This window comes from Microbacterium sp. CR_7, assembly GCF_041954755.1.
Classification (GTDB): domain Bacteria; phylum Actinomycetota; class Actinomycetes; order Actinomycetales; family Microbacteriaceae; genus Microbacterium.
The window spans coordinates 93,220-105,498 of sequence record NZ_JAVAYF010000006.1; the positions used below are offsets into that span (position 1 = coordinate 93,220).

General features: G+C 70.2%; 11 protein-coding genes. 1 reads left to right on the plus strand and 10 read right to left on the minus strand.

Annotated elements, in window-relative coordinates:
* Positions 1-40: 40 nt before the first annotated feature.
* The 9 genes from RAC81_RS14275 to rpsA form a co-directional block, all read right to left on the minus strand.
* Positions 41-1,270 carry an MFS transporter gene (locus tag RAC81_RS14275; RefSeq protein WP_375082976.1) on the minus strand — a complete coding sequence of 410 codons (1,230 nt, stop codon included), beginning with the start codon at positions 1,268-1,270 and terminating at the stop codon, positions 41-43.
* Complete coding sequence (gene coaE, locus RAC81_RS14280) at positions 1,267-1,866, minus strand: dephospho-CoA kinase (protein WP_375082977.1); 600 nt, start codon at positions 1,864-1,866, stop codon at positions 1,267-1,269. Before coaE ends, RAC81_RS14275 begins: the two co-directional genes overlap by 4 nt.
* A 30-nt stretch (positions 1,867-1,896) precedes the next feature.
* A complete protein-coding gene (locus RAC81_RS14285; RefSeq protein ID WP_375082978.1) occupies positions 1,897-2,478 on the minus strand; it encodes a CoA-binding protein in 582 nt (193 codons plus the stop codon).
* Entirely contained in the window at positions 2,475-3,779 is a 1,305-nt protein-coding gene (locus RAC81_RS14290) for an O-acetylhomoserine aminocarboxypropyltransferase/cysteine synthase family protein (RefSeq protein ID WP_375082979.1), read from the minus strand. The genes RAC81_RS14285 and RAC81_RS14290 overlap by 4 nt, the downstream gene beginning before the upstream one ends.
* Positions 3,776-5,788, minus strand: a complete 2,013-nt coding sequence (gene acs, locus RAC81_RS14295) for an acetate--CoA ligase (RefSeq protein ID WP_375082980.1) — start codon at positions 5,786-5,788, stop codon at positions 3,776-3,778. The genes RAC81_RS14290 and acs overlap by 4 nt, the downstream gene beginning before the upstream one ends.
* A complete protein-coding gene (locus tag RAC81_RS14300; RefSeq protein ID WP_375082981.1) occupies positions 5,779-6,639 on the minus strand; it encodes an ABC transporter permease in 861 nt (286 codons plus the stop codon). The genes acs and RAC81_RS14300 overlap by 10 nt, the downstream gene beginning before the upstream one ends.
* Complete coding sequence (locus RAC81_RS14305; RefSeq protein ID WP_375082982.1) at positions 6,636-7,679, minus strand: aliphatic sulfonate ABC transporter substrate-binding protein; 1,044 nt, start codon at positions 7,677-7,679, stop codon at positions 6,636-6,638. The genes RAC81_RS14300 and RAC81_RS14305 overlap by 4 nt, the downstream gene beginning before the upstream one ends.
* A complete protein-coding gene (locus RAC81_RS14310; RefSeq protein WP_375082983.1) occupies positions 7,676-8,530 on the minus strand; it encodes an ABC transporter ATP-binding protein in 855 nt (284 codons plus the stop codon). Before RAC81_RS14310 ends, RAC81_RS14305 begins: the two co-directional genes overlap by 4 nt.
* A 153-nt stretch (positions 8,531-8,683) precedes the next feature.
* Entirely contained in the window at positions 8,684-10,138 is a 1,455-nt protein-coding gene (rpsA, locus tag RAC81_RS14315) for a 30S ribosomal protein S1 (protein WP_096715640.1), read from the minus strand.
* A 210-nt stretch (positions 10,139-10,348) separates the two neighbouring features.
* On the opposite strand from rpsA, the gene RAC81_RS14320 reads away from it, so the two are divergent.
* A complete protein-coding gene (locus RAC81_RS14320) occupies positions 10,349-11,287 on the plus strand; it encodes a 5'-3' exonuclease H3TH domain-containing protein (RefSeq protein ID WP_375082984.1) in 939 nt (312 codons plus the stop codon).
* A 3-nt stretch (positions 11,288-11,290) separates the two neighbouring features.
* Here the strand turns inward: RAC81_RS14320 and RAC81_RS14325 are convergent, their stop codons facing one another.
* Positions 11,291-12,277, minus strand: coding sequence for a PHP domain-containing protein (locus tag RAC81_RS14325; protein ID WP_375082985.1), 987 nt, complete (start codon positions 12,275-12,277; stop codon positions 11,291-11,293).
* Positions 12,278-12,279 lie beyond the last annotated feature (2 nt).

A 12,279-nucleotide genomic window follows, 5' to 3' on the forward strand; every position in this document is an offset into this window, starting at 1 on the left:
CACCGACATCGGGGTCACGGCGGGCAGGCCGCCGCTCCGCTCAGGCGGCGTCGGCGAAGGGCCGTGCTCCCGGCGTCCCCCGCAGTGCGGCGGACGCGAGGCCGGCGGCGACCGCGCAGAGCGCGACGACGGCGACGACGAACCACGTCCAGTCGGCGGAGCCGAAGACGATGCCGAGCGCCCAGCCGAACAGACTCGACCCCGCGTAGTAGCCGAAGTAGTACAGCGAGGAGGCCTGCGCGCGCGTCGCCGGACCGGCCGCGACAGGCGCCCAGCCCGACGCGACGGCATGCGCGGCGAAGAACCCGGCGGTGAACAGCAGGAGCCCGATCAGGACGACCCAGGCGATCCCCGCCAGCATGGTCAGCGCACCGGCCGCCATCAGCGCCGTCGCCCAGAGCAGCACCGGATACCGCCCGATCCGCGAGGCCAGCGCGCCCGCCCACGGCGACGAGACGGTGCCGGCGAGGTAGGCGAGGAACAGTAGTGTCACGAGCCACGCCGGCAGCGCGAACGGCGGAGCGGCGAGGTGGAAGCCGAGGTAGTTGTAGACCGCCACGAAGGCGCCCATGAGCAGGAAGCCCTGGGCGTAGAGCGCGAGCTGGGCCCCTGATCGCAGCGGCGTCACCAGGCGAGCCAGGACTCCTGTGACGTCCCCTCCCGCCCGGAGCCGACCGGGCACGAACCCCTGCGCTCTCGGGGTGAGCCAGAGGAACAGGACGGCGGCGACGACGCAGACGGCGGCGACGGTCCACAGTCCGGCTCGCCAGCCCGCCGGCTCGCCGACGATCCCCGACAGCACGCGTCCCGCGAGTCCGCCCACCGTCGTGCCGGCGATGTAGCTGCCGGCGGCGGCCGCCGCACTGCGCGCCGTGACCTCCTCGCTCAGGAACGCCAGAGCGACCGCGGGGATGGCTCCCAGCGCGACGCCCTCCAGCAGCCTCAGCAGGAGCAGCATCTCCAGAGCGGAGCTCAGCGGGGCGAGCAGTCCGAACACGGTCGCCGCGATCACCCCGATCGCCATGGCCTGCACCCGGCCGACGCGGTCGGCGACGAGCGACCACGGGATCACCGCCGCAGCGAGCCCCAGCGTCGCCGCCGACACCGTGAGCGCCGCGGTAGCCGGCGACACCTCGAGGTCGGCCGCGAGCTGCGGCAGCACGGCCTGCGGAGAATACAGCTGGGCGAAGGTCGCGATCCCCGCGAAGAACAGCCCGACGATCAACCGGCGGTAGGCGGACGAGCCTGGTGCGTGACCGGTGAAGCTCACCGCGCGCTGATCCGCTGCCAGAGGGCGTCCGTCTGCGCGACGGTCTCCTCGAGCGTGCCGGACGTGTCGATCACGTCGTCGGCGATCGCCAGCCGCCGCTCGTCCGACACCTGGGCATCGATGCGATTCTGCGCTGCTCTGCGCTCCATGCCTCGGAGTTCGACCAGCCGTTCGAGGCGGACGTCGGCGGGGGCGTGCGCTACGACGACCAGGTCCCAGGGGTCGTCGACCCTGGCCTCGACGAGGAGCGGCACGTCGTAGACCACGACCCCCTCGGGGTCCTGAGCGGATGCCGCGTCGAATCGCCGCTGCGACTCGGCGCGCACCGCGGGGTGCACGATGGCGTTGAGCCGCGCGAGCAGGTCGGCATCCGCGAAGACCCGGGCACCGAGAGCCGCTCGATCGAGCGAACCGTCAGGAGCGATCACCTCGCCGCCGAAGACGTCGGCGATCTCCGTCAGCACCGGGCTCCCCGGCGCCTGCACGTCGCGGACGATCTGATCCGCGTCGACGATCGTCGCGCCGTGCTCCGCGAGCCTGCGGGCGATGGTCGACTTGCCCGAGGCGATGCCGCCGGTCAGCGCGATGAGAGGCATGCCGCCAGTCTAGGCTTCGCTGGTCGAGGCTCAGCGCGACAGCAGCTGCCGCCGCGAGCTGATCACACCGGTGTCGAAGCCGGCGAGATGCAGCCCGCCGTGGAACCGCGCGTGCTCGATCTTGACGCAGCGGTCCATCACGACGGAGAGACCTGCGCCCTGCGCCAGCGCCGCGGCATCCTCGTTCCAGGACCCGAGCTGCAGCCACAACGCCTTCGCGCCCACGTCGATCGCCTCCTGAGCGACGCCTGGCAGGTCTTCGTGACGGCGGAACACGTCGACGAGGTCGGGCACGACAGGCAGGTCGGCGAGAGACGAGTACACCGGCTGCCCGAGGATCTCCTTCTCCCTCGGATTGACCAGATAGACGTCGTACGGCGTGCTCGAGAGAAGGTAGGTGGCGACGAAATACGACGCGCGGGCCGGGTTGTTCGACGCGCCGACGATCGCGATGGACTTCGTGCGGCGGAGGATCGCGAACCGCTCCTGCTGTCCTGGACCGATCCAGGTGCGCCCGGTGGCCTCGGGTGCAGTGCCGGGCAGCGCGCAGGCCGCCGCGTCCTGCGGGGCGGGGACGGCGCAGCTGTCGCCCGCCGGGGTCATGTCGCTCATCGGTTCTCCCCCGTCGCGATCGTGAGGGCCTGGTCCAGGTCCCAGATGATGTCTTCGGCGTCTTCGAGGCCGACCGAGATGCGGATGAGGTCCGAGCGTACGCCCGCTCCGACCAGCTGCTCGTCGGTGAGCTGACGGTGCGTCGTCGATGCGGGGTGGATCACGAGGGTCCTCGCGTCGCCGATGTTCGCGAGGTGCGATGCGAGCTGCAGGTTCTCGATGAGCCTCTCCCCCGCGACGCGGCCGTCGTCGGCCTTCACTCCGAAGGCGAAGACCGATCCGGGGCCGAGCGGCAGGTACTTCGCGGCCCGCTCGTGGTGCGGATGCTCCTCGAGCCCCGCCCAGGTCACGTAAGCGACCCGCGGGTCGGCGGCGAGCCATTCCGCGACGACCCTCGCGTTCGCGAGGTGGGCGTCGATGCGCTGCGGCAGGGTCTCGATGCCCTGCAGCAGGTTGAACGCGGCCTGCGGGCTCAGCGCCGGGCCGATGTCGCGGAGCTGTTCGGTGCGCAGCTTCGTCAGGAACCCGTACTCCCCGAAGTTGTCCCACCACTTGATGCCGCCGTACGAGGCGACAGGCTCGGTCATCTGCGGGAAGCGGCCGTTCCCCCAGTCGAACGTGCCCTTCTCGATCACGATGCCGCCGAGGGTCGTGCCATGCCCGCCCAGGAACTTCGTGACCGAGTGGATGACGATGTCGGCGCCGTGCTCGAGCGGACGCGCGAGGTACGGCGTGGCCAGGGTCGCGTCGACGACGAGCGGGACGCCCGCCGCATGGGCGACCTCGGCGAGCCCCTCGATGTCGGCGATCTCGCCGGAGGGGTTGCCGATCATCTCCACGTACACGACCTTCGTCTCCGGACGGATGGCGGCCGCATAGTCCGCGGGATCGGTCGAGGCGACGAACGTCGTGTCGACGCCGAAGCGCCGCAGGGTCACGTCGAGCTGCGTCACCGTGCCGCCGTACAGCTGGGCCGCCGCGACGACGTGGTCGCCGGCACCCACGAGCGCGGCGAACGTGATGAACTCGGCGCTCATGCCGGATGCCGTCGCGACGGCGCCGATCCCGCCCTCGAGCGAGGCGAGTCGCTCCTCCAGCGCAGCGACCGTGGGGTTGCCGATGCGCGAGTAGATGTTCCCGTACTTCTGCAGAGCGAACAGGTTGCCGGCGTCAGCGGCGTCGTCGAACACGAACGACGTGGTCTGGTAGATCGGCACGGCGCGCGCGCCGGTCGACGCGTCGGGCGTGCCTCCCGCGTGGAGCGCTCTGGTGCGGAATCCGAAGCGGTGTTCTTCCGTCATGCTGTCCTCAGTTCGGCGTTCGCGAGCACGGCGGCGATGTCGTCGACGGCCCAGGGGTTCTGCAGAGAAGTGGTGTCGCCGAGCGGCGGCGCCTCGCGGCCCGCTCGTCGGTCCTGCTCGGCCTCCCACAGCTGTGCGAGGAGGCGGCGCATGATCTTGCCGGAGCGGGTCTTGGGCAGGTCGGGCACCACGACCACGTGCTTGGGCTTGGCGACCGGTCCGATGGCGCGCGCCACCTCGCCGCGGAGCTCGACCGGGGAGACCTCGGACCGGCCGGACGGCGTCACGAAGGCGACCACGGCCTGTCCGGTCACGGGGTCGGAGACGCCGGCGGTGCCCGCCTCCCCCACGGTGTCGTGGGCAACGAGGGCCGACTCGATCTCGATCGTGGAGAGGCGGTGTCCCGAGACGTTCACGACGTCGTCGAGGCGTCCGAGGATCCAGATATAGCCGTCGGCGTCGCGCGTCGCCCCGTCTCCGGCGACGTAGTAGCCACCCCAATCGCCGTGTCCGGCGTACGCCGCCCAGTAGGCGGACCGGTACCGCGCGGGGTCGCCCCACACGGTCCTGGCCATCCCGGGCCAGGGCCGACGCACCACCAGGGTGCCCGAGCGGCCGGGTGCGACCTCGACGCCGTGCTCGTCGACGACGGTCGCGTCGATGCCGGGGAGCGGGACGGACGCCGAGCCGGGCTTGAGCGTGGTCGCACCGGGAAGCGGAGCGATCATGGCCGCGCCCGTCTCCGACTGCCACCAGGTGTCGACGACCGGGAGCTCGTCGCGTCCGAAATTGCGACGGAACCACACCCACGCCTCGGGGTTGATCGCCTCGCCGACCGTGCCGAGAAGGCGCAGGGTCGAGAGGTCGTGCCCCGCCGGGAGGTCGGCTCCGAACCACGTCATGAAGGTCCGGATGAGCGTGGGAGCCGTGTAGTAGACGGTGACCCCGTAGCGTTCGATGACCTCGAGGTGACGTTCGCGGTGCGGGGTGTCCGGCGTGCCCTCGTAGATGACCTGGGTGAGGCCGTTGGACAGCGGTCCGTAGATCTCGTACGTGTGCGCCGTCACCCATGCGAGATCGGCCGTGCACCAGTGCACGTCGTCCGGCTTGGCGTCGAAGTGCGCCCAGTGCGCCCAGCTCGCATGCGTCAGGTAGCCGCCCGAGGTGTGCACGAGGCCCTTCGGCTTCCCGGTCGTGCCGGAGGTGTAGATGATGAAGAGCGGATGCTCGGAGTCGAACGCCTCCGCCACGTGGTCGGTCGACGCGCTGTCGACCACGTCGTGCCACCACACGTCGCGCCCGTCGGTCCACGGCACGTCCTGTCCGGTGCGCCGCAGGACGAGGACGTGCTCGAGGTCGGGGAGGTCGGCGGCCGCAACGTCCGCGGTGGACTTGACCTCCGTCGCCGTGCCCCGGCGGAACTGGCCGTCGCTCGTGACGAGGAGCTTGGCGCCCGTGTCGGCGAGGCGGAACCGCACCGCCTCGGCGGAGAACCCTCCGAAGACGAGGGAATGAACGGCGCCGATGCGCGCGCACGCGAGGGTGATGACGACGGTCTCGACGAGGACGGGCAGGTAGATCACCACGCGATCGCCCGCCTGGATGCCGAGGGCGATGAGCGCGTTCGCGGCCTGCGCCACCCGGCGCTGCAGGTCGGCGTAAGTGACCGCGGTGCGGTCGCCCGGCTCGCCCTCGAAATGCAGAGCGACCTTGTCGCCCCGCCCGGCCTCGACGTGCCGGTCGACGCAGTTGTAGGCGACGTTGAGTCGACCACCGGTGAACCAACGCGCGGAGGGCCCCGCTTCCGCCGTGGGGGGCTGCCAGTCGAGTGGCGCGTCCCAGGCGCGGACCCACTCCAGGCGGCGGGCGGCCCGTTCCCAGAACGCGAGCGGATCGGTCTCCGCCTCCGCATAGGCCTCGGCCGCCACGTTCGCGGCGGCGGCGAATCCTGCCGACGGCTGGTAGGTCCGCTGCTCGACCAGTCGCGCCTCGTCCACGGTCACGCCCACCGTCGCAGCAGGTACTTCTCGACGAGTGCGAGCACGCCGTTCGTGATCGTCCCGAGCAGCGCGAGCAGGATGATCGACAGGATGATCCGGTCGACCCGCCCGTTGCTCTGCGAGTCGGTGAGGAGGAACCCCAGCCCCATCGACGAGGCGATGAGCTCCGCTGCGACGAGGAAGAGCCAGGCCTGAGCGAGCGCGAGGCGGAGACCGGCGACGACGGAGGGCACGACGGCGGGGAGCTGCACGGTCCGGAACAGCGACCATCCCCGCAGGCTGAACGACCGGCCGGCCTCGACGAGCTGCGGATCCACGTGTCGGAGCGCCGAGGCGACGGTCGTGTACACGGGGAAGAACGCGCCGATCGCGATGAGTGTGACCTTCGAGGACTCACCGATCTGCATCCACAGGATCAGCAGCGGCACCCAGGCGAGCGACGGCACCGCGCGGACGGCGGCGAGAGTCGGGCTGAGCAGGATGTCGCCGAGCCGCGACAGCCCGACGATGCCTGCGGCCGCGAGACCGATGACAGAGCCGATCGCGAACCCCAGCAGCACCCGCTGCACGGAGATCGCGATGTGCGTGTACAGGGCGCCTCCCTCGGCGAGCTCGGCGCCCGCGGCGAAGACGGATGCCGGTGTGGGCAGCCGATAGGGCTCGACCATCCCGCTGGTCGTCGAGATCTGCCACGCCGCGATGATCAGGATCGGCAGCAGCAGACCCCCCGCGATGCGCACCGCGGGGCGGTCCCACCCGCGGCGGGCTCGCCGGTCGGAGGGGCGGTACCGCCCCTTCGCCGCATCGAGCGCGTCGCGCGCGTCTGCCGGCACGACCACGCGCTGGTCGAAGTCGGTCACTCTCCGCCGACCGCCTTCTTGGCGAACGTGTCGTTGACGAGGGAGTCGAGCGCGTTGTCGACGGACTCCTTGCCGCCCTGCACGTCGCCCGAGTCCACCAGCACCGGAGCGATCTTCTCGAGAACCGCGATCTGATCGTCGCCGGGGACGCCGCTCACGTCGAGGTTCGAGCGCTCCTCGATCACGGTCGTCGCGACGGCGGGGTCGATGCCCGCGACCTCGGCGAGCAGTGCAGCGGTCTCCTCGGGATTCTCCAGCGCCCACTCGCGGGCCTGCTCGTACGCGTCGACCACCGCCTGCGCCAGGTCCGCGTGATTCTCGATGAAGTCCTCGGTGGCGTTCAGGAAGCCGTAGGAGTTGAAGTCGACGTTGCGATAGATCAGCTTGTCACCGGATTCGACCTCGGCGGCGGCCATGATGGGGTCGAGTCCTGACCACGCGGCCACCAACCCACCGTCCAGGGCTGCGCGCCCGTCGGCGTGCTGCAGGTTCTGCACCTCGACGTCGTCGATCGACAGCCCTGCCTCTTCGAGCGCCTGCAGGAGGAAGAAGTAGGGGTCGGTGCCCTTGGTCGCCGCGACGGACTTGCCGGCGAGATCCTCGACCGAGGTGATGTCGCTGTCGGGCCCGACGACGATCGCCGCCCACTCCGGCTGCGAGTAGATGTCGATGACCTGGATCGGAGAGCCGTTGGCGCGCGCGAGCAGGGCGGCCGAACCCGCCGTCGATCCGACGTCGATCGATCCGGAGCGCAGCAGCTCGTTGGCCTTGTTGGATCCGGCGGACTGCACCCATTCCACGGTGACCTCGTCGCCGAGGATCTCCTCGAGCAGCCCCTGGTCCTTCACCACGAGGCTGAGCGGGTTGTACGTGGCGAAGTCGAGCGAGATCGTGTCGGCCGACCATTCGCCGGATGCCGCGGTGTCGGCCTCAGCGGTGTCGGCAGGGGCATCCTCCCCCGCCACACAGCCCGTGGCGACGAGCATCATGGTCCCGGCGATCGCGATCGCAGGGATGATTCGGCGGGTGATGGTGCTCATCGGGTCTCCTCGGGGGACGTGCGGTGGTGGGTGTCGACGCCGAGTCCTTCGAGGAGCTCGGCGCGGAGGTCTGCGAGGCCGCGGTCGGCGCGGTCCCGGGGCCGTGCGCCCGGAACCGTCACAGTTCGGGCGATCGAGGGAGCCGCGGCATCTGCGTCGCTCGTGAGGGTGCGCAGCAGGAGCACGCGATCAGCCAGGTAGAGCGCCTCCTCGACGTCGTGCGTCACGAGGAGGACGGTGGTCGGCTCGGCGGCGTGGATCTTCAGGAGCAGGTCGTGCATACGCAGCCTGGTCAGGGCGTCGAGGGCGCCGAACGGCTCGTCGAGCAGCAGCACGCTGGGGTTCCGTGCCAGAGCGCGCGCGAGGGAGGCACGCTGGGCCATTCCTCCCGACACCTCGCGCGGGCGTTGCCCTGCCGCGTGCTCGAGGCCGACGAGGTGCAGCAGCTCTTCGACACGTTCGCGGCCCTCACGCCGGGGCGTCCGTCGAGGGAGTCCGAGTTCGACGTTCTGGGCGAGGGTCCGCCACGGCAGTAGCCGCGGCTCCTGGAAGGCGACCGCGGTGCGCTCGTCGGCGTCGACGACGGCGGCGCCGCCGATCTCGATCCGGCCGCGGCTCGGAGTGTCGAGTCCGCCGATCAGCCGCAGCAGTGTGGACTTCCCGCAGCCTGAGGGGCCGACGACGGCGACGATCTCCCCTGCGGCCACGTCGACATCGACGCCGCGCAGGACTTCCCGCCGCCCGGGCGCGAGCGGGAACGAGCGCTCGACGGCGTCCAGTCGCACGGATGCGGCGGCGCCGGGCGCCCCCGGAGCGCGCGACGATGCAGGCGCGTTCAGCAGGGAGGTCATGCCTTCATGCTGTCCGAGAGCGCACCCGTGTCACGAACCGCTTCGTAATGTTCGGTCACGTAAGCCAGGGGCCGACTCCGACGCCCCGTCCCGGATACGCGGAACGGGCCGCCACTCCGAAGAGTGACGGCCCGTTCCGGTGAGAGCTGATGCTCAGGAGTTGCCGCCCGAGAGCTTCTCGCGCAGAGCCGCGAGAGCCTCGTCGTCCGCGAGCGTGCCCGCACCGGCGGCCTCGCTCGAGAAGGACTGGCCACCGAAGTCGTCGCCGGCCGCAGCCTCGGCCTCGGCCGCCTTCGCGACCTGAGCCTTGTGCGCCTCCCAGCGAGCCTGGGCCGCAGCGTACTCCTGCTCCCATGCCTCGCGCTGGGCGTCGAAGCCTTCCTTCCAGGCACCCGTCTCGGCGTCGAAGCCCTCCGGGTACTTGTACTCGCCGTTCTCGTCGTACTCCGCGACCATGCCGTACAGGGCCGGGTCGAACTCGGTGCCGTTGGGGTCGACCGACTCGTTGGCCTGCTTCAGCGACAGCGAGATGCGACGACGCTCGAGGTCGATGTCGATGACCTTGACGAAGACCTCTTCGCCGACCGACACGACCTGCTCGGCGAGCTCGACGTGCTTGCTCGAGAGCTCCGAGATGTGCACGAGGCCCTCGATGCCGTCCGCGACGCGCACGAATGCACCGAACGGAACGAGCTTGGTGACCTTACCCGGCGTGACCTGGCCGATCGCGTGGGTGCGGGCGAAGACCTGCCACGGGTCCTCCTGCGTCGCCTTCAGCGACAGGGAGACGCGCTCGCGGTCGAGGTCGACCTCGAGGATCTCGACGGTGACCTCCTGGCCCACCTCGACGACCTCGGAGGCGTGCTCGATGTGCTTCCAGGACAGCTCGGAGACGTGCACGAGACCGTCGACGCCGCCGAGGTCGACGAACGCACCGAAGTTGACGATCGACGAGACGACGCCCTTGCGGACCTGGCCCTTGTGCAGGTTGTTGAGGAACGTGGTGCGCGACTCGGACTGCGTCTGCTCGAGCAGGGCGCGGCGCGAGAGCACGACGTTGTTGCGGTTCTTGTCGAGCTCGAGGATCTTGGCCTCGATCTCCTGGCCGAGGTACGGCGTGAGGTCGCGGACGCGGCGCAGCTCGATGAGCGACGCAGGCAGGAAGCCGCGGAGGCCGATGTCGACGATGAGTCCACCCTTGACGACCTCGATGACCGTACCGGTGACGACGCCGTCGTTCTCCTTGATCTTCTCGACGTCTCCCCAGGCGCGCTCGTACTGCGCACGCTTCTTGGAGAGGATCAGGCGGCCTTCCTTGTCCTCCTTCTGGAGAACGAGAGCCTCGACCTCGTCGCCGACCTTGACGACCTCGTTGGGGTCGACGTCGTGCTTGATGGAGAGCTCGCGCGAGGGGATGACACCCTCGGTCTTGTAGCCGACGTCGAGCAGAACCTCATCGCGGTCGATCTTGACGATCGTGCCCTCGATGATGTCGCCGTCGTTGAAGAACTTCAGGGTCTTCTCGACCGCGGCCAGGAAGTCCTCAGCAGATCCGATGTCGTTGATGGCGACCTGCTTGGTGGCCGGGGCGGTCGTTGCGGTAGTCATGTAGTGGGTTGTCCTTGTTGAATGGGAACTCGGGCCGGAAGCTGCGACCGCGCACGGTCGTACTGCATGCTTCACAGCGGTTGGATTGTGATTTCTGTCACGAGGGCATGCGAGACACGCCACGAGTGACAGTTCAGACTATCAGACCGGGAGCCCGACCGCTTCCCCCGAATACCGGTCGGCGGGCGACTCCCCTGCCAGACTGTCCCCATGCCAGATCGCGCCGACAAGCTGCTCCTGCTCGACACCGCCAGCCTCTACTTCCGCGCCTTCTACGGCGTGCCGGACAAGGTGACGGCCCCCGACGGCTCCCCCATCAACGCCGCTCGCGGCCTGCTCGACATCATCGCCAAGCTCGTCACCCTGTACGAACCGACACACGTGGTCGCGTGCTGGGATGACGACTGGCGCCCGCAGTGGCGCGTCGACCTCATCCCGAGTTACAAAGCTCACCGCGTGGTCGAGGTCGTGCCGGCGGGGCCGGACGTCGAAGAGGTGCCCGATCCGCTGGAAGCACAGATCCCGCTGATCCGTGAGACCCTGACCGCCCTGCGCATCCCGATCATCGGCGTCGCCGAGCACGAGGCCGACGACGTCATCGGCACCCTGGCCACCCACGCCACGATGCCGGTGGACATCGTGACCGGGGATCGCGATCTTTTCCAGCTCGTCGACGACGAGCGCGAGGTCCGCGTCGTCTATACCGCGAAGGGCATGAGCAACCTCGAGATCGTGACGGATGCCGTCGTCGTCGGCAAGTACGGAGTGCTTCCCACCCAGTACGCGGACTTCGCCACGATGCGCGGCGATGCCTCCGACGGACTCCCCGGGGTCGCCGGGGTCGGCGAGAAGACCGCGGCGACGCTGCTCAAGGAGCACGGCGACCTCGCCGGCATCCGCGCTGCCGCCGAGGCGGGAGAGGGCATGAGCGCCGGGGTGCGGGCCAAGGTGCTCGCCGCCTCCGCCTACCTCGACGTCGCTCCGACCGTCGTCGAGGTGGCGAAAGATCTCGACATCGCCGCACCCATTGAGCCCCTCCTCCCCCTCGGACCCGACGAGGTCGATGTTGCCCTGGCCCTGGCCGAGACCTGGAACCTCGGCGGATCGATGGCACGAGCCATCGCCGCCGTCGGCACGACCGCCGGCTGAGGGTCAGCCCGCCCAGGCGAGCAGACGCTCGAGCCCCCAGGTCGTGATGATCCGGGACGCAGGGACCCCGGCACGCTCCGCGCGCTGCGCCCCATGGTCGAGGAGTGAGAGCTGCCCTGGCGCGTGCGCGTCGGAGTCGATCGAGAACAGGCACCCCGCCTCCAGCGCGATCGCGATGAGCTCGTCCGGCGGGTCCTGCCGCTCGGGACGGGAGTTGATCTCGACCGCGACGCCGTTCTCGGCGCAGGCCGCGAACACCGCCTCGGCGTCGAACTGGGACAGGGGACGCGTCCCTCGGTCCCCCTGCACAAGACGCCCGGTGCAGTGTCCGAGGACGTTCACGCGAGGGTGCGCGACGGCCGCGAGCATGCGCGCGGTCATGGGGCGCGCATCCATCCTGAGCTTGGAGTGCACGGACGCGACGACGATGTCGAGTTCCGCGAGGAGGTCGTCCTCCTGATCGAGGGCGCCGTCCTCCAGGATGTCGACCTCGATCCCCGCGAGGAGTGTGAAGCCGTCGCCGGACTCCGCCCGCACCTGCGGGATCTGCTCACGCAGCCGCTCTGCGGACAGGCCTCGGGCGACCCGAAGGCGCGGCGAGTGGTCGGTGATGGCCTGGTACTCGTGTCCGAGCGCGCGCGCGGCGGCCGCCATGACCCCGATGGGAGTCGTCCCGTCCGACCAGTCCGTGTGCGCATGCAAGTCGCCGCGGAGCTTCGAGCGGAGTTCCGACGCGATCTCCGGCTCGACCTCCCCGCGAAGCTCGACGAGGTAGTCGGGCACCTCACCCGCCTGCGCCTGACGGATCACCGAGAAGGTCGACTCGCCGATCCCCTTCGCCGCACGAAGCCGCGTCGGGTCCGTGCGCACGTCGTCCGGGAGCTGCTGGAGCGTGGCGGCCGCCTGACGGAAGGCCTTGGCCCGGTACCGCGACGCCCGTTCGCGCTCGAGCAGCGAGGCGATCTCGAGAAGTGCGGCGATCGGGTCCATGG

Bases quoted from the DNA above. Each gene is read 5' to 3' on its own strand.
- RAC81_RS14325 (WP_375082985.1), bottom strand. From the start codon at position 12,277: ATGGACCCGATCGCCGCACTTCTCGAGATCGCCTCGCTGCTCGAGCGC.
- RAC81_RS14310 (WP_375082983.1), bottom strand. From the start codon at position 8,530: ATGACCTCCCTGCTGAACGCGCCTGCATCGTCGCGCGCTCCGGGGGCG.
- RAC81_RS14285 (WP_375082978.1), bottom strand. From the start codon at position 2,478: ATGAGCGACATGACCCCGGCGGGCGACAGCTGCGCCGTCCCCGCCCCG.
- coaE (WP_375082977.1), bottom strand. From the start codon at position 1,866: ATGCCTCTCATCGCGCTGACCGGCGGCATCGCCTCGGGCAAGTCGACC.
- RAC81_RS14290 (WP_375082979.1), bottom strand. From the start codon at position 3,779: ATGACGGAAGAACACCGCTTCGGATTCCGCACCAGAGCGCTCCACGCG.
- RAC81_RS14305 (WP_375082982.1), bottom strand. From the start codon at position 7,679: ATGAGCACCATCACCCGCCGAATCATCCCTGCGATCGCGATCGCCGGG.
- rpsA (WP_096715640.1), bottom strand. From the start codon at position 10,138: ATGACTACCGCAACGACCGCCCCGGCCACCAAGCAGGTCGCCATCAAC.
- RAC81_RS14320 (WP_375082984.1), top strand. From the start codon at position 10,349: ATGCCAGATCGCGCCGACAAGCTGCTCCTGCTCGACACCGCCAGCCTC.